Here is a 22,059-nt window from a genome sequence, read left to right as displayed (position 1 = left end):
CCTACCCAGTGTGCGCGAGCAGCTTGTCCCGCAGGAGTGGCTCGTCCGCGAGTGCGTCGTTCACGGTGTGTTCCAGCAACGGCTTGAGGTCCCCATACGGCCGCTTCGACCAGTCGAGCGCGCCGAGCGGCGGCTCCGGGTCGTACTCGATGACGAACTGGATCGTCCGCGCGATCTCGGTGCCGACAAGCCGCTCGACCAGGTGCAGCGCCAGGTCGATCCCCGCCGACACCCCGGCGGCGGTGATCAGGTTCCCGTCCTCGACCCAGCGCTCGGCGACCGGCTCCGCGCCGAACGCGCGCAGGAGCTCGCGGAACATCCAGTGCGTCGTGGCCCGGCTGCCCTCCAGCAGACCGGCCTGCCCCAGCAACAGCGATCCGGTGCACACCGAGGTCACGAGTTCCGCGTTCCCCGCGGCGGTCCGCAGGTAGTCGATCAACTTCTCGTCGGCGAGTGCCTTCAGCGTCGGCGCGGCGCCGCCGGGAACGAGCAACGCGTACGGCGAGAGGACCTCGTCGTAGGTGTGTGTCGCCACGACCTTCAGCGGGTTGTCGGTGGTGATGGGGTCCTTCGTCTCACCGACCACGACCGTCCGGTACTCCGAGGCCGAGCTCGCCATGCCGTCCAGCACGGTCAGCGGTCCGACCATGTCGAGCGGGGTCATCCCCGGATACACCACGAACGCGATGGTCTTCTTGTCGTCAGTCATGGGACAACCGTGTCGTAAGGACGAGACCGTGATGAGCCGGATGTCCGGATTCCTGCGAACTACGTCCGACGGCCGGTCGTTACTGCTAGCGTTCGATCATGCCGGGTTCACCCAGACGAGTGTTGATCGTCGGCTACAGCAATGCGGAGATGCTCGACATCGCCGGCCCGGCGGACGTGCTGGACGCCGCGACCAAACTCGGTGGCAAGCCGGGGTACGAGATCATGCTCGCCAGCGTCGACGGCCGCGGCATCCGCTGCGAGTCCGGGCTGATGCTGCACGCACAGCACCGGCTCGACCAGGTGACCGGCGCGCTGGACACGCTGATCGTCGCGGGCGGCACCGGACACGAGGCCGCCGCGGCCGACCCGAGGATGGTCTCCCACATCCGCAGGCTCGCGCAGGACAGCCGCCGGGTGGCCTCGGTGTGCACCGGCGCCACCGTGCTCGCGGCGTGCGGGCTGCTCAACGGGCGCCGCGCCACCACCCATTGGCGGTTCGCGAACCGGCTCGCGGTGAACTACCCGCGGGTGAACGTGGACCCGGTGCCGCTGTACGTGCGCGACGGCAACGTCTACACGGCGGCCGGGGTGACCAGCGGGATCGACCTCACCCTCGCGTTCGTCGAGGAGGACCACGGCCCGAGCGTCGCCAGGGAGGTCGCCCGCATGCTGGTGACCTACCTGCAGCGGCCGGGGAACCAGGCGCAGGTGAGCATGTTCCTGTCCGGACCGCCGCCGGAGAACCGGCTGGTCCGCGACATCACCGCGTACGTCGCCGAGCATCTCGCCGGTGATCTCGCCACCACCGTGCTCGCCGAGCGGGCGGGTATCAGCACCCGGCAGCTGACGAGGTTGTTCGACGCGCATCTGAGCACCACGCCCAGCCGGTACGTCCGGGCGGCGAGGACCGAGAACGCGGCGAGACTGTTGTGCGGCACCGAACTCCCGCTGACGTCGATCGCGAGGCGGTGCGGTTTCGGCTCGACCGAGACACTGCGCCAGGCCTTCCTCGACCACTTCGACACACCGCCGTCCGCCTACCGCCGGGTCCATCTGCGGCAGGCCTTCGGCTAGGCCGAATGCGGGCGGCGATCGGCGCTGTGGAGGATGTGCGGGTGAACCGCCGCGACATCTCCGACGACGACACCGGCCCGATCCGCCGGGTCACGGACACTCCGTCCGATCGTTCGCCCGGAACGTCCCGTACGCCGCGCCTGCCACCGCCGGTAGGCACGCGTCCGTCGGTGAAGCGGCCGCGTCCGGCCGAACCTGGCAGGCGTCGCGCCGCCGAACCGAAACCCGAGCCCGAGCCGGTCGGTCACGGGCACTCGCACGGCCACGGCCCGGCGGCGCCCGCGTCGCGCCGCGTCCGGCAGTTGCTGATGTGGCTGCTGATCCCGCTCGCCGTCACGACCGTCGCCGGGATGATCCTGCTTTACCCGTGGGGTAAGGATCCGGCGAAAAGCGTCTTCCCACAGGGAACCCCGGTGAGCGCCACGATCACGGCGACGATCACCGGACCGTGTCTCGCCGAGGGCCAGGTCCAGGTCGGCGAGCCACCGCCGGACGCGAAGCCGTGTCTCACCAGCGAACTGACCATGACCGACGGTCCCGGCGTCGGGAAACCGCTGAAACTGACCCTCCCTATCGAACCGAGTACGCCTCGGTTCACCGCGGGCGACGAGGTGGTGCTGTCCTACAACGGCGGCGACGTCGCGGACCCCGCGTCGTTCCAGATCGTCGACTTCCAGCGCGGTACGCCGTTGCTGCTGCTCGCCGGGCTGTTCGCGCTCGCGGTGATCGTGCTGGGCCGCTGGCGGGGTCTCGCCGCGCTGATCGCGCTCGGGCTGAGCTTCCTGGTACTGGCACTGTTCGTGCTGCCGTCGATCCTCGCCGGGGAAAGTCCGCTGCTGGTGGCGATCGCGGGGGCGGGCGCGATCATGTTCGTCGCGCTGTATCTGACGCACGGGCTGTCCGCGAGAACCTCGGTGGCGGTGCTGGGCACCTTGGTGAGCCTGATCCTGATCGGCGTCCTGTCGGCGATCTTCTCGGCGGCGGCGTCACTGACCGGGCTGGACGACAGCACCTCGCAGCTGATCGGCTCGCTCGGGCACGGCATCGACGCGCGGGGGCTGCTGCTGGCGGGCGTCGTGATCGGCGCACTCGGTGTGCTGGACGACGTCACGGTGACGCAGACGAGCGCGGTATGGGAACTGCGGCGGGCGAACCCGTCGCTCGGCTGGCGTGAACTCTACGGCGCGGGCCTGCGGATCGGGCGTGACCACGTCGGTTCGGCGGTCAACACGCTCGTGATGGCGTACGCGGGCGCGGCGTTGCCGGTGCTGCTGTACACGTCGCTTTCGGGCGTCGGACTCGGCTCGATCCTCGGCGCGGAGGAGATCGCGCAGGAGATCGTGCGGACACTGGCCGGAAGCGTCGGCATCGTCGCGGCGGTGCCGGTCACCACCGTGCTGGCGGCGCTGATCGCCTCGCGGGAGCCTCAAGACTCCCTGTAGTCACGAGCCCGAAAGATCTCCGCGTCCCTAACTTTCCAGCGTAGCCACAAACCTGCTGACCGCTTCCATCGTGAACCGCTGGATGTACTTGCCCGACGGAGCCACCGAAGCCAGCCGGTACAGCGGCCGCTCCGCCGCGGCGTCCCCGCGCGCCTCCGATTTCAGCTGTGCCACCAGCAGTTCCGAGAACACCAGGCCGTTCGCGTCGGTGTTGTTCAGCAGCGCGTTCGCCAGTTTGCGCAGCTGCAGGATGCCGAGTTCCCGGCCACCCGCGCCCGAGTAGACGGCGAGGTCGACCTTCGCCACCTTGCGGCGCTTGCCCGCGTTGACCAGCAGGCTGACCGTCCGGGTGCCGCGTACGTCGCTGATCACGAGGTCGATGCGCTCGGCCTCGGTCAGGCCGATCCGCCGCAGGCCCCAGGTCCGCACGATGAGCGTGTCGCCTTCGAGCCAGACTCGGCGGCGCAGGTTGTACAACATGATGTAGAGCAGCGGCAGCGCGATCACCCCGGCGACGACGAGCCCGACGATCTCACCACCGATCAGCCCGGCGATCCCGCCGAACGCGGCGGCGAAGATGACGACACCGGCGATGCCGGAACAGCCACGCCTGCGGCGGAGCTTGGGGTCGTCGTGGAACAGCGGGAGACGCTCGGGGGCCTCCGGCGTCCCAGTCGGCTCGGCCATCACACGCCCGTCCCCGCGAGGAACGGGTTACCCGCGCGCTCCTGGCCGATCGTGGTGGCCGGGCCGTGCCCCGGCAGGACGACGGTGTCGTCGGGCAGCGTCATCACCTTGGTACCGAGTGACCGCACGAGTTCGCCGTCTTCGCCGGAAGACCGGCCGATCGAACCGGCGAACAGGCTGTCCCCGGTGAGCGCGATCCGGCCGCCCTCGGCGGAGGTCAGCCCGAAGACCACCGAACCGGCGGTGTGACCTGGCGTGCGGGACACCGTGATCTCCAGTCCGGCCAGCCTGAGCGGGCCATCGACGAGTGGCACGATCCCGTCCTTCCATTCTCCGGCGCCCCCGGCCACCAGTGGCCGGTCCGCCTCGTCCAGATAGAGAGGTATTCCGTGTCGGGCACCGACCTCGCCCGCCGAAGCGACGTGATCCGGGTGTCCGTGCGTCGCGAGCATCGCGACCGGCGTCAGCCTATGGGCGGCCAGTGCGACCTCGAGCGGTTCGAGGACGTCCTCGCCGGGATCGACGATCACGCACTCCCCACCGTCGGCCGGAGCGAGCAGATAGCAGTTCGCTTCGAGGGGGCCTGCCGGGAAACCGACAACCAGCACGAAACGCCTCCTCAGATCTTCCACCGAACAGGTGACAGGATGGCCCTGATCACGATCAAGTAAGGGTAGCGGCCCCTGTACGGGGGTCTCACAGGCTGTGCCCATAGACTTCCGCTACCTCAGACGTGTGACATCGAGTGGAAACCGGGAGGGCGGGTGCCGACCAACCAGCAGCGCCGCGAAGCCGCGAAGCGCAAGCTCGAGCGACAGATCGTGCGACGGGCCGAAAAGGCCAAGCGTCGCCGGATCGTCGGCTCGGTGGCGGTCGTCGGCGTCGTCGCGATCGTGGCGGGCGCGGTGTGGTGGATCGTCAGCAGTAACAGTGGTGACGACGCCGCCTCCGACGCTTCCCCGAGTTCGGCTCCTCCGACCCCCGAGGTCACCATCCCCACCGAACGCGCGCCGATGCCCAAACGGGCGACGCCGCTGGCGAACCCGGTGGCCTGTGACTTCAAGGACGACGCCGCCAAGAAGTCCTCGAAGCAGGTGAACAAGCCGGAAGGCAAGGACATCGCTTCGAACGGCACGGTCAACGTAGTGCTGAAGAGCACCGCGGGCGACATCCCGCTGACGCTCGACAAGGCGCTCGCCCCGTGTGCCGTGCAGAGCTTCATCAGCCTCTCGCAGCAGGGCTACTTCAACGACACCAAATGCCACCGGCTCGGCACCACCGGCCTGCAGATGCTGCAGTGCGGAGACCCCGAGGCCAGCGGCATGGGCGGTCCGGGCTACACGATGCCGGACGAGGCGTTCCCCGAGATCAAGTACGGCCGCGGCCTCCTCGCGATGGCGAAGACGCAGCAGCCGAACTCCGGCGGCAGCCAGTTCTTCATGGTCTACGGCGAAGCCGAACTGCCCGCGGAGTACTCGGTCTTCGGCAGCATCTCCGACGAGGGCCTGAAGGTGCTCGACAAGGTCGCCAAGGCGGGCGCCAACACCCAGGGAGGCAACGGCGACGGCACCGGCCCGCCCAACACCGAAGTCAAGTTCACCGGAGTCACCGTCAACGCCTGACGTGAAGCTGGAGTTCAACGGCGTGCCCGCCCGGTCGGAAGACCGGGCGGGCACGTTCGGTTATGGCTGAAGGGGACTTTCCCCGCATGGCATGCAGGCAAAGCGCCCTTCACCGCGTGCGATGCGGGGAAAGTCCCCTTCAGCTCCGACCTCAGCGATAGGTGAACTTCGGCGGCCGCCGCGCGAGAAACGCGGCCACCCCTTCCGCGTAGTCCTCGCCGTGCAAGGCGCCGAGCCGGATCTCGTCCACCTCGGCGTCCGAATCCTCTTGTCCGGCAACGATCTTCTCGATGATCCGGTTCATCCCGCGCACCGATGCCTGCGACCGCGAAGCCAGCGTCTCGACGAACTTCGCCGTCGACACCTCCAGTTCGTCGACCGGGAAGACATCGTTGAGCAGCCCGATCTCCCGAGCCCGCCGAGCGTCGACGAGTTCACCCGAGAGCAGGAAGTACTTCGCGTGCGCCGGGCCGACCAACGAGACAAGCCGCCGCGTCGAGTCGAAGTGGTAGACGATGCCGAGTTTCGCCGGCGTGATGCCGAAGCGCGAGCCCTCCGCCGCGAACCGGAAGTCGCACGCGACCGAAATCTGACAGCCACCGCCGATGCAGTTCCCCTGGATCATCGCCACCGTGGGCTTCCGAGACGCCGTCAGGGCCGCGACGGCACCGTCGACGGCCTTGTCGTAGGTCTCCGCGGCGTCGGCGGTGGACCGCAGGTCCTGGAACTCGCTGATGTCCGCACCCGCCGAGAAGTGCTTGCCGTCGCCGGTCAGCACCAGCACCTTGATCGCCGGGTCCGCCGCTACCGTCGCGACCACTTCCGGGATCGCCGACCACATCCCGTAGGTGATCGCGTTCATCTTCTCCGGCCTGGTGAAAGTCAGCCGCGCGATCTCGCCGTCACGAGTGAAATCGAACCCGTCAGTCATGACCCGAACCCTAGCGGGGCCCCACCTGAGGTCACGAAGCCGAAGTGACCCGATACACGTCGTAGACGCCCTCGACACCTCGGACCACCTTCAGCACGTGGCCAAGATGCTTCGGGTCGCCCATCTCGAAGGAGAACCGGCTGACCGCGACCCTGTCGCGCGAGGTGGTCACCGACGCGGACAGGATGTTGACCTTCTCGTCCGCGAGCACCTTGGTGACGTCGGAGAGCAGGCGGTGCCGGTCCAGCGCCTCGACCTGGATCGCGACGAGGAAGACCGACGACGCCGACGGTGCCCATTGGACTTCGACCAGCCGCTCGGGCTGGGCCCGCAGGTCGTCGGCGTTGGCGCAGTCGGTCCGGTGGACGCTGACACCGCCGCCGCGGGTGACGAAACCGAGGATCTCGTCGCCCGGCACCGGCGTGCAGCAGCGGGCGAGTTTGGCCCAGACGTCGCCGGCACCCTTCACCACGACACCGACGTCGTTCGAGCCGCGGCGACGGGTGACCGTGGACGGAGTCGCGCGCTCGGCGAGTTCCTCCTCCGCCTCGTCGACCCCGCCGATGAGCGCGACCAGTCGTTGCACGACATGTCTCGCGCTGGTGTGACCCTCGCCGACGGCGGCGTACAGCGAACTGATGTCGGGATGCCGCAGTTCCGTGGCGACCGCGCCCATGGACTCGGCGGAGACCAGCCGCTGGATCGGGAGGCCGACCTTGCGGACCTCCTTGGTGATGGCCTCCTTGCCGCCTTCGATCGCCTCGTCGCGGCGTTCCTTGGCGAACCACTGCCGGATCTTCGCGCGCGCCTTCGGTGAACCGGCGAACTGCAACCAGTCGCGGCTCGGCCCCGCGGTCTCGGCCTTCGAGGTGAAGATCTCGATGACCTCACCGTTCTCCAGCTTGCGCTCGAGCGCGACGAGCCTGCCGTTGACGCGGGCGCCGATACAGCGGTGGCCGACCTCCGTGTGCACGGCGTAGGCGAAGTCGACCGGGGTCGAATCGACTGGCAGCGTGATCACGTCACCCTTGGGCGTGAACACGAAGATCTCGCGCGAGGCGAGTTCGTAGCGCAGTGATTCGAGGAAGTCACCCGGGTCCGCGGCTTCACGCTGCCAGTCGAGGAGCTGGCGCATCCAGGCCATCTCGTCGACGTCCACCGCGTTGGCCCCGTTGCCGCTGTGGGTGCCGCGGGTTTCCTTGTACCGCCAGTGCGCGGCGATGCCGTACTCGGCGGTGCGGTGCATCTCGTACGTGCGGATCTGGACCTCTAGTGGCTTGCCGTCCGGGCCGATCACCGTGGTGTGCAACGACTGGTAGACGCCGAAGCGCGGCTGCGCGATGTAGTCCTTGAACCGGCCGGGGACCGGCTGCCACAGCGCGTGGACGACGCCCATCGCGGCGTAGCAGTCGCGGACGTCCTCGACCAGGATCCGTACGCCGACCAGGTCGTGGATGTCGTCGAGGTCGCGCCCGCGGACGATCATCTTCTGGTGGATGGAGTAGTAGTGCTTCGGCCGTCCCTCGACCTTGGCGGTGATCCGCGAGCCTTCGAGGTTTCCGGTCAGCTCGGTGATCACGGACCGCAGGTACGTGTCCCGCGAAGGCGCGCGATCAGCGACCAGGCGGACGATCTCGTCGTACTTCTTCGGCTGCAGGATGGCGAAAGCCAGGTCCTCCAGCTCCCATTTGACCGTCGCCATGCCGAGCCGGTGCGCCAGCGGGGCGAGGACCTCCAGGGTCTCGCGAGCCTTGCGGGCCTGCTTCTCCGGCGGCAGGAAGCGCATCGTGCGCATGTTGTGCAGCCGGTCGGACAGCTTGATGACCAGCACCCGCGGGTCACGCGCCATCGCGATGACCATCTTGCGGATGGTCTCGGCCTCGGCGGCCGTACCGAGTTTGACCTTGTCCAGCTTGGTGACGCCGTCGACCAGTTCGCCGACCTTCTCGCCGAAGTCCGTCTTCAGGCTCTCCAGCGAGTATCCGGTGTCCTCGACGGTGTCGTGCAGCAGCGCCGCGACCAGCGTCGTGGTGTCCATGCCGAGTTCGGCGAGAATGGTCGCTACGGCGAGCGGGTGCGTGATGTACGGGTCGCCGGACTTGCGCCGCTGTTCGCGGTGGAGCTCTTCGGCGACGTCGTAGGCGCGCTGGAGCAGCGCGAGGTCGGCGTTGGGATGCAGCTCGCGGTGGATGACGGCGAGCGGTTCGAGGACCTGCTTCACCGGGGCGGCACGCTGTGCGGTGATCCGGCGGGCGAGACGGGCACGGACGCGGCGCGTCGCGGATGGCGTCGGCGCTGCCCCCTGTCGCGCCGCACCGTTCTGCTCAGTGCCGTCCTTCGAGGACACCGCGGCATCGAGCTCTTGGCTCACCCGCACCTCCTGCGCTTCGTGCGGCCTTCGGACGTCAAGGGTAACCGCTCCCCCTCGCGGCCCACTTGGTATGCCCGTTCAACACACCCGGAGGGCCTCCACACGACGCCCTTCAAGCACGGAACGACCACCGAGCGCGCCGAGTTCCATCACCACCGAAACCCCGGTGACCTGCGCTTTCGCATCTTCCAGCAATGTGCACGTCGCCGCGACCGTGCCGCCGGTGGCGAGCACGTCGTCGAGGACCACGACACGCTGGCCGGGCTCGATGATGCCTTCGGGCAGTTCGACGGTCGCCGTGCCGTACTCCAGCTTGTAGTCGACCCTGCCCGCGACCCTGGGCAACTTGCCGGGCTTGCGGATCACCGCGACGCCGAGACCGCGGGAGTACCCGACGGCGGCGGCCAGCAGGAACCCGCGCGCTTCCACGCCTGCCAGCAGGTCGACCTCGGGATCGACGGTGGCCGCCAGCGCGTCGGTGACGGCCTTGAAACCGGCGGCGTCGGCGAACAACGGACTCAGGTCCCGGAACAGCACGCCCGGCTCCGGGAAGTCCGGCACGTCGGCGATCAGGTCGAGTGCCTTGTCCAGCTCCATGTACTTCCCTGCTCTCGCGTTCTCGTCAGCCTGCCCCCGGACGAGATGAACGGGACTTTCCTTGCAAATTTTGCAAGGAAAGTCCCGTTCATCTCCTGCCCCGGGCGACCGATTACCTCTTGCGCTTGCCCTGCGGACGGCCCTTGTGGGCCTTCTGGTTCCGCGCCGGGACGCTCGCCGCGGCGGCGTACGCCTTCTCCTTGCGGAGTTCGGCGGACAGGGCGTCCTCGTCGTTCGGGTCGAAGTCCGCGTCTTCGCGATCGACGGCCTTGCGGGCCTGGTTCGCGCGCCGCGCGGCGACCCTGTCGGCCTGCTGCCGGAACTTCGGGTCACGCATCTTGAAGTCGACCAGCAGCGGCGTCGCCAGCGCGACCGACGACAGCACGCCGACCACGGTGCCGGTGAGCTGCACCAGCGCGAGTTCCTGCAGCGTGCCGGTGCCGAGCAGAAGGTAGCCGATCACCAGCAGGCCGAGGATCGGCAGTGCCGCGATCAGGGAGGTGTTGAACGACCGCATCAGCGTCTGGTTCAGCGCCAGGTTGGCCGCTTCCCCGTAGGTCCGGCGGGTCAGGCCGAGCAGGCCGCGCGTGTTCTCGCGGACCTTGTCGAACACCACCACCGTGTCGTACAGCGAGAAACCGAGAATGGTCAACAGACCGATCACCGTCGCCGGAGTGACTTCGAAGCCGATCAGCGAGTACACACCTGCCGTCACCACGATGTCGTTCAGCAGGGTGACCAAGGCCGCGGCCGCCATCCGGGGGTCGAAGTACAACGCCAGGAATAACGTGACCGCCAGCAGGAACACGCCGAGCGCGATCAACGCCTGCCGGGAGATCTCCCCACCCCAGGAAGCGCTCACCGCGCTGTCGCTGATCGCGCGGACGCTCGCCTGTCCGTCGGAGCCGATGGGCCCGAGCTTTTCGAACAGCGCCTGCTTGACCTTGCCGACCGAGGCCGCGTCCAACGTCTCCGACCGGAGCTGAATGGTCGAGGCGGCGCCGGTTCCGACCTTCTGCACCTCGTTCGCGGGCTTGCCAAGAGCGTCCCCGAAGACCTCCTTGGCCTGCTCTTCGGAGATCTGCCCGTTCTTGCCGTTGGCGGGCATCTGAATCTGGGTGCCGCCCTCGAAGTCGATGCCGAGGTTGAAGCCCTTGACACCCATCGATGCGATGCACACCAGCACCAGTGCGCCGAAGAACAGATACCAGCGCTTGCGTGCGCCGACCACGTCGAACGCGCCGGTGCCCACGTACATGCGGCGGAAGACGCTCTCGCGCTTGGTCGCGGTGGTGTTCTTGTCGTCGACCACGGTCACGCCTCCTTCACGTTCGGACGGCCGGGGACGGGGCGAGCGGCCTTGAGGTCCGAACCCACCTGCTGCACGGCGCCGAGACCGAGGTTCTTGGGATTGGACAGGAACTTCGACTTCGACCGCGACACCATCACGACCAGCGGGTGCGTCACCAGGTAGACCACGACGAGGTCGAGGACCGTCGACATGCCGAGAGTGAACGCGAAGCCCTTCACGTCACCGACGGCCAGCAAGTAGAGGACCGCCGCGGCGAGGAAGCTGACCGCGTCCGCCGCGAGAATCGTGCGCTGGGCACGGGACCAGCCACGCGGAACCGCGGAGCGGAACGACCTGCCGTCGCGGATCTCGTCCTTTAATCGTTCGAAGTAGATGACGAAGGAGTCCGCGGTGATACCGATCGCGATGATCAGGCCCGCGACGCCCGCGAGGTCGAGGGTGTAGCCGATCCACCGCCCCAGAAGCACCAGGACCCCGTACACGATCATGAACGACAAGCCGAGCGACAAGATCGTCAGGACGCCGAGCAGCCGGTAGTAGAACATGCAGTAGATGAACACGGCCAGCAGGCCGATACCGCCGGCGATGAGGCCCGCCTGCAGCGACGCGAGACCCAGCGTCGCGGACACGGTCGTCGCGTCCGAGGACTCGAACGACAGCGGCAGCGAACCGTACTTGAGCACGTCCGCCAGGTCCTTCGCCTCGGACTGGCTGAACCGGCCGGTGATCTGGGTCTGACCGCCCAGGATCGCGGACTGGATGGTCGGCGCGGAAACGACCTGCGTGTCGAGGACGAACGCCGCCTGCTTCTGGACGTTCTTCGAGGTGAAGTCGCCCCAGATGCGGGAGCCGTCACCCTTGAAGTTCAGGTTGACGACCCACTGGGAGTTCTGGGTGTCGTAGGCCGAGGAGGCGTCGGAGATCTCCGTACCGGGGAGGAACTCCGGCTCCAGCAGGTACTTCATGGTGTTCTTGTCACCGCAGGCGACCAGCGGCCGGTCGCCGAGGTCGTTGCCGACCAACGGGTCCGACACCTTGGGGTCACAGTTGAGGGCCGCGAAAGCCTTCTCGGCGGCCGCGGCCTGCTTCGCCTGGTCCGTCGACAGCAGATCGGGGCTCTGCCGGAGATTCCGGGCGTCCTCGATCTCCTTCTTGGTCTGCTCGTCGGAATCACCAGGCTGCTGCGGGGCGCCGGCGGCACCACCGCCACCGTTGGCCGGGCTGCTCGGCGGAGCGCTCGCGCCCGGGGCACCCGACGACGCGGGCGGCGCCGACGAAGGCGCGCCCGAAGTGGGCGGGGGCGACGGCTGCTGGGCCGGGGTCACCGGCTGCGACGTCACGACCTTTCGGAAGCCCAGCTTCGCGGTCTTGCCCAGGGTCTTGGCCTGGTCGCCCTGTTCACCGGGAACGGTGATCACGACGTTGCTGCCGTCGAGGACCACTTCGGTGCCGCTGACGCCGATACCGTTGACCCGGCGCTCGATGATCGAGCGTGCCTGTTCGAGGGACTCTCGCGGAGGGTCGCCGCCGTCAGGATTACGGGCGGACAGGGTGACCCTCGTGCCGCCTTGCAGATCGATGCCGAGCTTCGGCGTCGGCTTGCCGCTTCCGGTGAAGAACACCAGGGCGTACAGCGCGACCACGATCAGGGCGAAGAAGGCGAGATAGCGTCCCGGGCGGAGATGCCCGGCCGGTGCGGCCACTGTGCTTCGGTCTCCTCGGACGGACTGGGTGTTCCCCAATGGACTTGGCTGTTCACTCACCGGACGGGAGTCCGGTGGTACCGCGAACCTGCCTCGACGACGATGCCCGGTGAACGGGCACGACTATGACGACGGACACGCACGCAGCACCGAGACAGTACTCGGTGCTGCGTGAGCCCGGCGTTGCCCCCGCACCTACGAAAGTCTGGTGTCGGGGATGGCCTTGGCCCCTTGCCGGCGGAGCTGAAACGGCCCCACCAGAAGTGACCGGACTCGAACCCGCCCCGGCCGAAGGCCCCGCTATCGCGGTGCCACGGCGCCCTGTCCGCCGACTGTGGGCGGACAGTCCAGACTGCGCCGTGGCGACGTCGATCGCGGTCGCGGGTTCACCGGATGTCCCGGTGCTACTTCTTGCCGTGCTCCAGCGGAGGAGCGATCTGCGCGCCGGACTTCTCCTCGACGCGCTCTTCGTCCTTCGACTCGACGACCGGCACTTCGACGACCTCATCGGTGTCGAGAATGTCCTCGTCCGTCTCGACGACCGGCTCGATCTTCTCGCGAACGGCCTGGCGGAGCCAGGTGGTCACGACGCCGGGGGCGATCTCGAGATCGATCGTGGTGTCGGCGGAAGCGTCGGCGACGGACGCGTAGAGACCAGAGGTGGTCATCACCCGGTCACCGGGAGCGAGGCTCGAGAGCAGCTCCTGCTGCTTTGCCGCCGCCTTCTTCTGCTTACGGGTGCCCATGACGAGCGGGATCGCCACAACGAGCATCAGGAGCAGCGGCAGCAATAACTGGTTCATGACTCTCCATTTCGAGCGGACGCCGCGCGGTGCGCTGTTATGTCCGATTTGGCGGGGTGTGCTCTACCCGAGTGTGCCAGGTGCCAGCGGAAACTCCACCACCACCCGTCATCACCATGGGCCTCGTACGGCGTTACCGGTCCGGTCAGTCCTGGTCGAACAGGTTCGGGCCACCCTGCTCGCCGCGGGTGGCACCGGCCGGGGCCGGGAGGCCGAGGTGTTCCCACGCGGCCGCTGTGGCGACCCGGCCGCGAGGAGTGCGGGCGAGCATACCGGCGCGGACCAGGTAGGGCTCACACACCTCTTCGACGGTAGTCGGTTCTTCCCCGACCGCGACGGCCAGTGTCGACACACCGACCGGGCCGCCGCCGAAGGAGCGGACCAGCGCTGTCAGCACCGCGCGGTCTAGCCTGTCGAGGCCGAGTTCGTCGACGTCGTAGACCTCCAACGCGGCGCGCACGACCTTGCGGGTGGCGTGCCCATCGGCGCGGACCTCGGCGTAGTCGCGCACCCGGCGCAGCAGCCGGTTCGCGATCCGGGGCGTGCCCCGCGAGCGGCGCGCGATCTCGGCGCCGCCATCGCGATCGATGGGGATCTCCAGGATCGTCGCCGCCCGGCGGACGACGAGTTCGAGTTCGCTGTCGGAGTAGAACTCCATCTGGCCGGTGAACCCGAACCTGTCACGCAGCGGGCCGGTCAGCGAACCGGACCTGGTGGTCGCCCCGACCAGGGTGAACGGCGCGATCTCCAGCGGGATGCTGGTGGCACCGGGGCCCTTGCCGACGACGACGTCCACGCGGAAGTCCTCCATCGCGAGGTACAGCATTTCCTCGGCGGGGCGGGCGATCCGATGAATCTCGTCGATGAACAGGACATCGCCGGGCGCGAGGTTGGACAGCATCGCGGCGAGGTCGCCCGCCCGTTCCAGCGCCGGACCCGAGGTGATCCGGATGGCGGCGTTGAGTTCGGCCGCGACGATCATCGCCATACTCGTCTTGCCCAGTCCTGGCGGGCCCGAAAACAGGACGTGATCCGGCGGCACACCCCGGCGTCGCGCACTCTCCAGTACGAGTTCGAGCTGTTCACGCACCCGCGGCTGACCGATGAACTCGTCCAGTTTGCGCGGACGCAGCGTGGTCTCGACCTCTCGTTCGCCGGTCTGCGGCAGCGCCGAAAGCGTCTCGTCGTCGGCCTCGAAATCCGTCACGGCCTCATAGTCCATGTGGCGAGCTACCGCTTACGCCCGAGGGTGGCCAACGAGGCGCGCAGCACGGAAGACGTCGTGTGCCCGTCGCCCTCGCCGAGCACCTTGTCGACGGCCTGTTCGGCCTGTTTGGCCGGGAACCCGAGACCCGCGAGCGCCTCGATGACCTCTCCCCGCAGCGCTCCGGGCGCGGTGACCACCGGTGAGCCGTCGGTGGGGCCGGCGAGCGCGGTGACCTTGTCGCGCAGTTCGAGCGTGAGCCGCTCGGCGCCCTTGCGGCCGATGCCGGGAACCTGGGTGAGCACGGTGATGTTGCCTTCGACCAGCGCGGACCGCAGTTTGTCCGGATCGAGGACGGCCAACGTCGCCAACGCGAGCCGCGGGCCGATCCCGGAGACCGTCTGCAGCAGGCCGAACAGTTCGCGGGCGTCGGCGTCGGCGAAACCGAACAACGTCAAGGAATCCTCGCGGACCACGAGCGCGGTGTGCAGCATCGCCTCTTCGCCGCGGCGAAGCGTCGCGAGGGTGGCGGGGGTGGCCTGCACGGCGAAGCCGACTCCCCCGACTTCGATCACGACGTGGTCGAGGCTGATGGAAAGGATTCCTCCGCGTACCGAGGAGATCATCGAGCCGCTCCCTGCGTTTTGGCTTCGTGTTTTTTGGCGCGCTGTGCCGCGGCGGCGAGCCTGGCCTTGTGGTTCTTGGCGAGCTCGGCCGCCCTGGCTTCGGCTTCGGCGAGCCGGACACGCATCGGTTCGCGCCACAGATGGCAGATGGCGAGCGCGAGCGCGTCCGCGGCGTCCGCCGGATGCGGTTTGACCTCGAGGCCGAGCAGCCGCATGACCATACCGGTGACCTGCGCCTTGTCCGCGCGGCCGGAGCCGGTGACGGCCGCTTTGACCTCACTCGGCGTGTGGAACACGACCGGCAACCCGCGTTTGGCCGCGGCGAGCGCGACGACACCGCCCGCCTGCGCGGTACCCATCGCGGTGCGCACGTTGTGCTGCGCGAAGACACGTTCCACCGCGACGGCCTCGGGCTTGTAGCGATCCATCCACCGCTCGGCGGCGTCGGAGATCCCCAGCAGGCGGACGGAAAGGTCGGCATCGGGCGGCGTCCGCACGACGTCGACGGCCACGGCGCGGACGACGCGACCCGTGCCGCCGTCGACCACTCCGAACCCGCACCTGGTCAGACCGGGGTCGACCCCGAGTACCCGCACGCGTTTCCCTCCGCTGCTCCGGCCGCTACGGCGAACATCAGTTCGAGCCTGAGGCTACCCGGAGCGATCGACGGCAGGATGGAGACATGCCGAGGCCTGCCGACATCACCGCACATCTGGGTCTCCAGCCGCTGCCCGTGGAGGGTGGCCGCTGGGCACAGAGCTGGCGCGACGAGACCGCTTCCGCGATCTATTATCTGTTGGAGCCGCCGGAAACCTCGGCGCCGCACCGTTTGGACCGGCTGGAGATCTACGCCCATCACACCGGCGCCCCGGTGCGGATGCTGCTGCTGTTCCCGGACGGACGGATCTCCCGGCCGGTGCTGGGGCTGGACGTCGCGGCCGGTCAGCGTCCGCAGGTGGTGGTGCCCGCCGGGGTGTGGCAGGCGTCCACGAGTACCGGTGAGTGGAGCTTGCTCGGGACGGTCGTGGTGCCGCCCTATACGGACGACTGTGTGGAGTTCCGTTCCGCCGCTGCTTTGGCCGCGGAGTGGCCGGGGGCCGCCGAGGACCTGGCGCCCTGGCTTGCTTGAGCCCGCGTGCGGCTGGTCGCACGCCAGTCCGTGAAGGACTCCTTGAGGGACCCAGAGTCCCTCGAGGTTCCCCTCCACTCGCCTTGAAACGTCACTTTTGCACCAGCAGCACCAGCAGCCGCTGGTGGCGGTCCGGGCTTGGCATCGCCTGTGCCTGCGAGGGGCCGAGTGGGGAGGATTTGGGACGTTCAACGTCCGGAATCTTCCCCGCTCGGGCGTGTGCCGGGGGATATGTCCCTGAACCTCTGTTCACGAAGCTCCGCCACCGGAGCGGCCTCGCGACGGTGGAGGAATGGGGACACTGAACGTTCCCATTCCTCCACCGTCGATGCCGGCAGCCACCCGAATCGCCACTCGCGACAGGTGGACCGCGAACCTCAGGGACCGTCGACGCCCGGCGTCCAGCTCTCCGGGTCACCGGATTCGGTCAGCACCGGCTGGTACCGCGCGAAGCCCTCCGGCGCGTCCGGGTGCCACGGGAAGTGCCCGTCGGGCGTGGCGACGATCATCTGCAGGGCCGGGAAGTCCCCGTCCGGGTAGATCAGGAACGCGCTCCCGAAGTACTCGGGATAGTGCCCCTTCGCGACCCGTTCGAAAAGCACCGGCGCGCCCTCGAAGAAATCGTCGTAGCGCCTGCCGACCTCGAAGATCTCACCGGCGGCCGCGCGGTCGACGTAAGCGTCGAGCAGGACCGGCCCCATGTGCTCGGGCAGGCCGATCACGACCGCTTCCGCGACACCGTGCAGCGCCCAGGCGCACGCGGTGAAACAGAAGGCAGCTTCCTCCTCGTCCCCCTCGACCGCGATGACCGCGTTCCCTCTCGCCTGCGCCTGCGACTCGATCCACTGGATGAGTTCGGATTCTTCGGCGGTAAGGGCATCGGCTTCGGAGGTCGTCACGCGCGACATTCTGCCCCACGTCCGCGTCTGCACCTAGTCCCGGCACGGATTTTCCGCGGCATGGCGGGAAAAACGATCAGCCAACCTCGGCCATGACCTCGTCGGAGACGCGGAATCCGGCACAGTGCGTAAACGTTCCGCACGTCGTCACGAACAACCGTCAGCCAACCTCGGCCATGACCTCGTCGGAGACGCGGAATCCGGCACAGTGCGTAAACGTTCCGCACGTCGTCACGAACAACCGTCAGCCAACCTCGGCCATGACCTCGTCGGAGACGTCGAAGTTCGCGTAAACGTTCTGCACGTCGTCGCAATCTTCGAGGGCGTCGATGAGCTTGAAGACCTTCTTCGCACCCTCGACGTCCAGCGGGACGCTGACCGACGGCAGGAACGTGAGATCCGCGGACTCGTACTCGAAACCGGCCTCCTGCAAGGCTTTCCGGACCGGGACGAGGTCCGTGGCCTCGGAGACGATCTCGAAGTTCTCGTCGAGGTCGTTCACCTCTTCGGCGCCCGCGTCGAGAACGGCCATGAGGACGTCGTCCTCGGAGGCGTCGACCTTGGGCATGATCACGACGCCCTTGCGGTTGAACATGTAGGAGACCGAACCCGGGTCGGCGAGCGAGCCGTTGTTCCGGGTGAGCGCGGTCCGGACCTCCATGGCGGCGCGGTTCTTGTTGTCGGTGAGGCATTCGATCAGCACGGCCACACCGTTCGGGCCGTAGCCTTCGTAGGTGATGGTCTGCCAGTCGGCGCCGCCCGCTTCTTCACCGGCGCCGCGTTTGCGCGCGCGCTCGATGTTGTCCTGCGGGACCGAGTTCTTCTTGGCCTTCTGGATGGCGTCGTAGAGCGTCGGGTTGCCATCCGGGTCGCCACCGCCGGTCCGTCCCGCCACCTCGATGTTCTTGATCAACCGGGCGAAGAGCTTGCCGCGCTTCGCGTCCAGGTTGGCCTTCTTGTGCTTCGTGGTGGCCCACTTGGAGTGGCCGCTCATCTCTCCTCCATCTACTCCTGTGCCCGCCGCTGAGCACAGTGTCGGTTTTGCCTAAGCCTGCCGCACGAGGTCGACGAACAGCCCGTGCACGCGCTCGTCCCCGGTGAGTTCGGGGTGGAACGACGTGGCGAGTACCGCCCCCTGCCGGACCGCGACGATCCTAGCGGCCGTGTCGTCCGATCCCGGCATTTCGGGGACGCTGGCGAGTACCTCCACCCCCTCGCCCGCCTTTTCGACCCATGGGGCACGGATGAACACAGCGTGCACCGGGCCGCCTTCGATGCCGGTGAAGTCGAGGTCGGCCTCGAACGAGTCGACCTGCCGTCCGAACGCGTTCCGCCGGACGACGACGTCGAGCCCGCCAAGTTGCCGCTGGTCAGGGCGTCCGTCGAGGGCTTGACGGGCGAGCAGGATCATCCCGGCGCAGGAGCCGAACGCGGGCAGTCCGTCCGCGATGCGCTCGCGCAGGGGTTCGAGCAGTTCGAAGGTCTCCAGCAGCCTCGACATCGTGGTCGATTCGCCGCCGGGCAGCACCAGACCGTCCACTTCGGACAGTTCGCTCGGTCGGCGTACCGGCAGGGCCCGCGCACCGGCGCGCTCCACCATCTCGGCGTGCTCCCGCACGTCACCCTGCAGTGCGAGCACGCCGACCACCGGCCGTGCCCCCGTCGCGATCGCCACCCGACCTCCCGAAAGACCTTCCCCCCAGCTTAGGCCGTGTCCGATAAGGCTGTTCGATGGGCTTCGTGATCCAGGTGGTTCCTGACGGTGCGGGCGGATCGGCCTCGTACCGGGTCGTACTCGGCCGCATCCGCCCGTGCCGTCAGGGATCACCTGGGCGCGAAGACCGCGAACAGTCCCGGGGAACAACCAGGTCAGGGGACCCCGGCGAGCCTCAGCAGGGCGGCGGTCGCGGCGGCGGCCACGACGACCAGCGCGAACGGCGCCTTGCGCCAGGCGAGCACGCCGCCGACCAGGACACCGGCGGGCCGGGCGTACCCGGCGAACTCGTGCCCCTCGGTGAGCGCGGCGACCGCGACCAGCGCCGCCAGCAGGACGACGGCCGAACGCGCCATCAGTTTCTCGGCCTTGGGCGACACGGTGAACCGGGCTTTCAGTACCGGTCCCGCGAACCGGAAGGCGAAGGTTCCGACGGCGAGCACACCGCCCGCGATGATCAGTTCGAGCGGATCCATCAGCGCACTCCCTCGGGTTCACGTTCGGCGGGTTCCTTCGCGGCCACTCCGGCCAGCACGCCGACCAGCGCGAGAAGCACCGGGAGGCCGGCGGGCAAGAACGGCGTCGTGGCCAGTGCGACGGCCACCCCGACGAACACGGGCAGCCGGGTGGCGCGGTCGCGCAGTGACGGCAGGACCAGCGCGAGCAGGACCGCGGGGAAGGCCGCGTCGAGACCGAAGGCGTCCGTGTCACTGATCGCGGTCCCGGCGAACGCCCCGGCGAGGACGCCGACGTTCCAGCACACGAACAGCCCGATCCCGCACACCCAGTAGGCGGTGCGACGACGGGCCTCGTCACGCTGGGCCAGCGCGAACGCGACCGATTCGTCGATCATGAGGTGACTGCCGACGACCCTCGAAGACCACCGCTTTCCCAGGACGTCGCCGATCGCGAAGCCGAACGGCAGGTGCCGCGCGTTGGCCAGCAGCCCGGCCGCGACGGCCGCGACCGGGCTGCCACCGGCGGCGATGATGCCGACGAACATGAACTGCGAGGCACCGGCGAAGACCAGCACCGAAAGCAGCATCGGTGCCCAGATCGGGAAGCCGGAGCTCACGGCGATCGCACCGTAGGAGACGCCGACGATGGTGTCGGCGAGGCAGACCAGTCCGATGTCACGGAGAAGATCGCGCCCCAGGACACGGGTGGTTGTTCGCCATATCGAACGCATAGCATCATACAATGAACGAACGTACCCGCGTTCGTCAAGGCGAACGCAACGACCGATGGAGCGAACGCATGTCCCCGACCGCGTCCGAAGGCGCACCACTGGACGTCATCGCCACGTCACTGCGCCGGGAACGCGCCCGCACCGGGCTGTCCCTCACCGAGGTCGCCAAACGCGCCGGCATCGCGAAGTCCACGCTCTCCCAGTTGGAGTCCGGGGCAGGCAACCCGAGCGTCGAGACGATCTGGGCACTGTGTGTCGCGCTCGACGTCCCGTTCTCCCGGGTGGTCGAGCCCGAGCGCCCCCGTGTGCAGATCATCCGCTCGGGCAGCGGGCCGACGGTGTTCGCCGAACACGCCGACTACGCGTGCACGCTGCTCAGTTCCTGTCCGCCCGGAGCCCGGCGCGACGTCTACCTGATCCGCGCCGAGCCCGGGAAGCCCCGGCTCTCGGATCCGCATATGAGCGGCATCGTCGAGCACCTGATCCTCAGCGCCGGGCGGGCCAGGGTCGGGCCGCGGGACGACCCGGTCGAACTGCTGCCCGGCGACTACATCTGCTACCCCGGCGACATCCCGCACATCTTCGAGGCGCTCGAGCCGGGCACGTACGGCGTCGAGATCGCGGAGTACACCTAGTCACGCACCTCAGCGGGCTCGGCCTCTTCGGTGACATCGGCGAGTTTCCAACCACCCTTTCGCCGCAGCACCAGGAGGTAGTACCCGATCGACAGCAGGGCGACGCAGGCCGTGACGATCAGGCTCGGCCGTCCCACCGCCGGGTCGAGCAGGTTCTGGTAGACGACGAACACCAGCACGGCGAGCGCCAGCACCGGCGCGACCGGGAACCAGGGCATCCGGTACTTGGCGTGGGCGGTGGCGCCGGTGCGGCGGCCGACGATCGCACCGAGGCACAGTGCCGCGTAGACCGCCACGATCGACGTGCTCGTCACCACGAGCAGCAGTTTCGGGTCGACGAAGCACAGCAGCGCGGCGACCAGGCCGGTGCCGACGGTGGCCACCCACGGCGTCCCGAACTTCGGGTGCACCGCGGCCAGCGCCCGGTTGACCGGCGACGGCCACGCGCGGTCGCGGCCACTGCTGAACAGCATCCGCGAGCTGATCAGCACGATCGCCAGCACCGCGTTGATGATCGCGAGCGCGACCGCCAGGCCGAGCACGGTGTCGAGCGTTCCGCCGCCGCGCGAGTCGATGAAGTAGGACAACATGTTCTCCGAGGCGAACAACGCGTTCAGGTCGGGCGCGCCGAGCAGAACCGCGGTCACCGGGATCAGTTCGGCGAGCACCGTGATACCGAGCGCGAACAGGATCGCGCGGGCGATCCCGCGGGAAGCGTCCTGCGTCTCCTCGCCGAAGTACACGGCCGAGCCGTAGCCGTTGTAGGCGAAGATCGCGATCGAGGTGGCGATCGCGATGGCGCCGACCGTCGCCGGGCTCCCGTCGGAGGCGACCGGATGCGCGAGCAGTTCGCTGAACGACCGCGCCGGATTGACCAGCCCGAGTGCGCTGACCACGATCAGCGCGAGGATCTCGATGGCGAGGAAGACACCGGTCACCCAGGCGTTGAGCTTGATGTCGAACACCCCGACGACGGCCGCGACCACGCAGGTCACGGCGGCGATCACCGGGCCGGGCACGCCGGGCATGAGCACGCCGAGGTAGGTGCCGACGCCGAGCGCGATCACCGCCACGATGAGCACCTGCGTGATGATCATCAGGCCCAGTACGGCGAACCCCGGCAATCGGCCGAGCGTGCGGGTGACGATCGCGTATTCCCCGCCCGCCAGCGGGAAGGCCGACGCGAGTTCGGCGTAGACGAAGGCCATGAACACGCCAACGACGGCGGCGGCCACGAAGCTGTAGAAGGCGCCCGTCCCGGCGCCGGAGATCACCCCCGGCGCGATGATGAAAACCGAAGAGGCTGGACTGATCGCGGAAAGCGTGATGAGCAGCGTGCCGAGGGTGCGTAGACCGCGGCGTAGGGCGGGAGTGGACACGGCCGACCTCCTGGAAGGTGTGTTCTTTGAG

General features: G+C 68.4%; 23 protein-coding genes. 5 read left to right on the top strand and 18 right to left on the bottom strand.

Going from position 1 to position 22,059, the window contains the following annotated elements; all coding sequences use genetic code 11:
- Position 1: 1 nt before the first annotated feature.
- On the bottom strand, positions 2–709 hold the full coding sequence (locus ACM6LU_RS26185; RefSeq protein ID WP_414940409.1) for a DJ-1/PfpI family protein: 708 nt from the start codon (positions 707–709) through the stop codon (positions 2–4).
- Between the two features lie 98 nt (positions 710–807).
- Between ACM6LU_RS26185 and ACM6LU_RS26180 the strand changes: the two genes are divergently transcribed.
- Positions 808–1,785: a GlxA family transcriptional regulator gene (locus ACM6LU_RS26180; protein ID WP_414940408.1), complete on the top strand. Its 978-nt coding sequence runs from the start codon at positions 808–810 to the stop codon at positions 1,783–1,785.
- A 41-nt stretch (positions 1,786–1,826) separates the two neighbouring features.
- A complete protein-coding gene (locus ACM6LU_RS26175) occupies positions 1,827–3,227 on the top strand; it encodes a YibE/F family protein (RefSeq protein ID WP_414940459.1) in 1,401 nt (466 codons plus the stop codon).
- 27 nt (positions 3,228–3,254) lie between these two features.
- Here ACM6LU_RS26175 and ACM6LU_RS26170 read toward each other — a convergent pair whose 3' ends face one another.
- Together ACM6LU_RS26170 and ACM6LU_RS26165 are read right to left on the bottom strand one after the other, a co-directional pair.
- The gene (locus ACM6LU_RS26170; protein ID WP_414940407.1) at positions 3,255–3,914 is read right to left on the bottom strand and encodes a hypothetical protein; all 660 of its coding nucleotides are present in this window, start codon (positions 3,912–3,914) and stop codon (positions 3,255–3,257) included.
- Positions 3,914–4,522 carry an MBL fold metallo-hydrolase gene (locus ACM6LU_RS26165; RefSeq protein WP_414940406.1) on the bottom strand — a complete coding sequence of 203 codons (609 nt, stop codon included), beginning with the start codon at positions 4,520–4,522 and terminating at the stop codon, positions 3,914–3,916. The genes ACM6LU_RS26170 and ACM6LU_RS26165 overlap by 1 nt, the downstream gene beginning before the upstream one ends.
- A gap of 156 nt (positions 4,523–4,678) precedes the next feature.
- Between ACM6LU_RS26165 and ACM6LU_RS26160 the strand changes: the two genes are divergently transcribed.
- The gene (locus ACM6LU_RS26160; RefSeq protein ID WP_414940405.1) at positions 4,679–5,536 is read left to right on the top strand and encodes a peptidylprolyl isomerase; all 858 of its coding nucleotides are present in this window, start codon (positions 4,679–4,681) and stop codon (positions 5,534–5,536) included.
- 151 nt (positions 5,537–5,687) lie between these two features.
- Here ACM6LU_RS26160 and ACM6LU_RS26155 read toward each other — a convergent pair whose 3' ends face one another.
- The 9 genes from ACM6LU_RS26155 to ruvC form a co-directional block, all read right to left on the bottom strand.
- Positions 5,688–6,467 carry an enoyl-CoA hydratase/isomerase family protein gene (locus tag ACM6LU_RS26155; RefSeq protein ID WP_414940404.1) on the bottom strand — a complete coding sequence of 260 codons (780 nt, stop codon included), beginning with the start codon at positions 6,465–6,467 and terminating at the stop codon, positions 5,688–5,690.
- Between the two features lie 31 nt (positions 6,468–6,498).
- The gene (locus ACM6LU_RS26150) at positions 6,499–8,838 is read right to left on the bottom strand and encodes a RelA/SpoT family protein (protein ID WP_414940403.1); all 2,340 of its coding nucleotides are present in this window, start codon (positions 8,836–8,838) and stop codon (positions 6,499–6,501) included.
- A gap of 78 nt (positions 8,839–8,916) precedes the next feature.
- The gene (locus tag ACM6LU_RS26145; protein ID WP_414940402.1) at positions 8,917–9,435 is read right to left on the bottom strand and encodes an adenine phosphoribosyltransferase; all 519 of its coding nucleotides are present in this window, start codon (positions 9,433–9,435) and stop codon (positions 8,917–8,919) included.
- 112 nt (positions 9,436–9,547) lie between these two features.
- A complete protein-coding gene (secF, locus tag ACM6LU_RS26140) occupies positions 9,548–10,693 on the bottom strand; it encodes a protein translocase subunit SecF (RefSeq protein ID WP_414940458.1) in 1,146 nt (381 codons plus the stop codon).
- 56 nt (positions 10,694–10,749) lie between these two features.
- Positions 10,750–12,450 carry a protein translocase subunit SecD gene (gene secD / locus ACM6LU_RS26135; protein ID WP_414940401.1) on the bottom strand — a complete coding sequence of 567 codons (1,701 nt, stop codon included), beginning with the start codon at positions 12,448–12,450 and terminating at the stop codon, positions 10,750–10,752.
- A 404-nt stretch (positions 12,451–12,854) separates the two neighbouring features.
- Complete coding sequence (gene yajC, locus ACM6LU_RS26130; protein WP_414940400.1) at positions 12,855–13,253, bottom strand: preprotein translocase subunit YajC; 399 nt, start codon at positions 13,251–13,253, stop codon at positions 12,855–12,857.
- A gap of 145 nt (positions 13,254–13,398) precedes the next feature.
- Positions 13,399–14,475: a Holliday junction branch migration DNA helicase RuvB gene (ruvB, locus tag ACM6LU_RS26125; RefSeq protein ID WP_414940399.1), complete on the bottom strand. Its 1,077-nt coding sequence runs from the start codon at positions 14,473–14,475 to the stop codon at positions 13,399–13,401.
- A gap of 8 nt (positions 14,476–14,483) precedes the next feature.
- Entirely contained in the window at positions 14,484–15,083 is a 600-nt protein-coding gene (ruvA, locus tag ACM6LU_RS26120; protein WP_414940398.1) for a Holliday junction branch migration protein RuvA, read from the bottom strand.
- Positions 15,080–15,679: a crossover junction endodeoxyribonuclease RuvC gene (ruvC, locus tag ACM6LU_RS26115; RefSeq protein ID WP_414940397.1), complete on the bottom strand. Its 600-nt coding sequence runs from the start codon at positions 15,677–15,679 to the stop codon at positions 15,080–15,082. The genes ruvA and ruvC overlap by 4 nt, the downstream gene beginning before the upstream one ends.
- Positions 15,680–15,765: 86 nt before the next feature.
- Between ruvC and ACM6LU_RS26110 the strand changes: the two genes are divergently transcribed.
- A complete protein-coding gene (locus tag ACM6LU_RS26110) occupies positions 15,766–16,212 on the top strand; it encodes a cupin domain-containing protein (protein ID WP_414940396.1) in 447 nt (148 codons plus the stop codon).
- 377 nt (positions 16,213–16,589) lie between these two features.
- Here the strand turns inward: ACM6LU_RS26110 and ACM6LU_RS26105 are convergent, their stop codons facing one another.
- The 5 genes from ACM6LU_RS26105 to ACM6LU_RS26085 all read right to left on the bottom strand — a co-directional run bounded on the left by ACM6LU_RS26105 (position 16,590) and on the right by ACM6LU_RS26085 (position 20,014).
- Positions 16,590–17,120 carry a DUF4262 domain-containing protein gene (locus ACM6LU_RS26105; protein WP_414940395.1) on the bottom strand — a complete coding sequence of 177 codons (531 nt, stop codon included), beginning with the start codon at positions 17,118–17,120 and terminating at the stop codon, positions 16,590–16,592.
- Between the two features lie 235 nt (positions 17,121–17,355).
- On the bottom strand, positions 17,356–18,105 hold the full coding sequence (locus ACM6LU_RS26100; protein ID WP_414940394.1) for a YebC/PmpR family DNA-binding transcriptional regulator: 750 nt from the start codon (positions 18,103–18,105) through the stop codon (positions 17,356–17,358).
- 51 nt (positions 18,106–18,156) lie between these two features.
- A complete protein-coding gene (pdxT, locus tag ACM6LU_RS26095; RefSeq protein ID WP_414940393.1) occupies positions 18,157–18,786 on the bottom strand; it encodes a pyridoxal 5'-phosphate synthase glutaminase subunit PdxT in 630 nt (209 codons plus the stop codon).
- Positions 18,787–18,980: 194 nt separating this feature from the next.
- Positions 18,981–19,301, bottom strand: coding sequence for an AzlD domain-containing protein (locus ACM6LU_RS26090; protein ID WP_414940392.1), 321 nt, complete (start codon positions 19,299–19,301; stop codon positions 18,981–18,983).
- Complete coding sequence (locus ACM6LU_RS26085) at positions 19,301–20,014, bottom strand: AzlC family ABC transporter permease (protein WP_414940391.1); 714 nt, start codon at positions 20,012–20,014, stop codon at positions 19,301–19,303. Before ACM6LU_RS26085 ends, ACM6LU_RS26090 begins: the two co-directional genes overlap by 1 nt.
- 68 nt (positions 20,015–20,082) lie before the next feature.
- Between ACM6LU_RS26085 and ACM6LU_RS26080 the strand changes: the two genes are divergently transcribed.
- Positions 20,083–20,649, top strand: a complete 567-nt coding sequence (locus ACM6LU_RS26080; RefSeq protein ID WP_414940390.1) for a helix-turn-helix domain-containing protein — start codon at positions 20,083–20,085, stop codon at positions 20,647–20,649.
- Here the strand turns inward: ACM6LU_RS26080 and ACM6LU_RS26075 are convergent.
- Positions 20,646–22,028, bottom strand: coding sequence for an APC family permease (locus tag ACM6LU_RS26075; RefSeq protein WP_414940389.1), 1,383 nt, complete (start codon positions 22,026–22,028; stop codon positions 20,646–20,648). The two genes, ACM6LU_RS26080 and ACM6LU_RS26075, sit on opposite strands and share 4 nt — an antisense overlap.
- Between the last annotated feature and the right edge of the window lie 31 nt (positions 22,029–22,059).

Source organism: Amycolatopsis sp. cmx-11-51, assembly GCF_047608665.1.
In the GTDB taxonomy this organism is placed as follows: Bacteria; Actinomycetota; Actinomycetes; order Mycobacteriales; family Pseudonocardiaceae; genus Amycolatopsis.
This window is presented reverse-complemented; position numbering and strand designations above follow the sequence as displayed.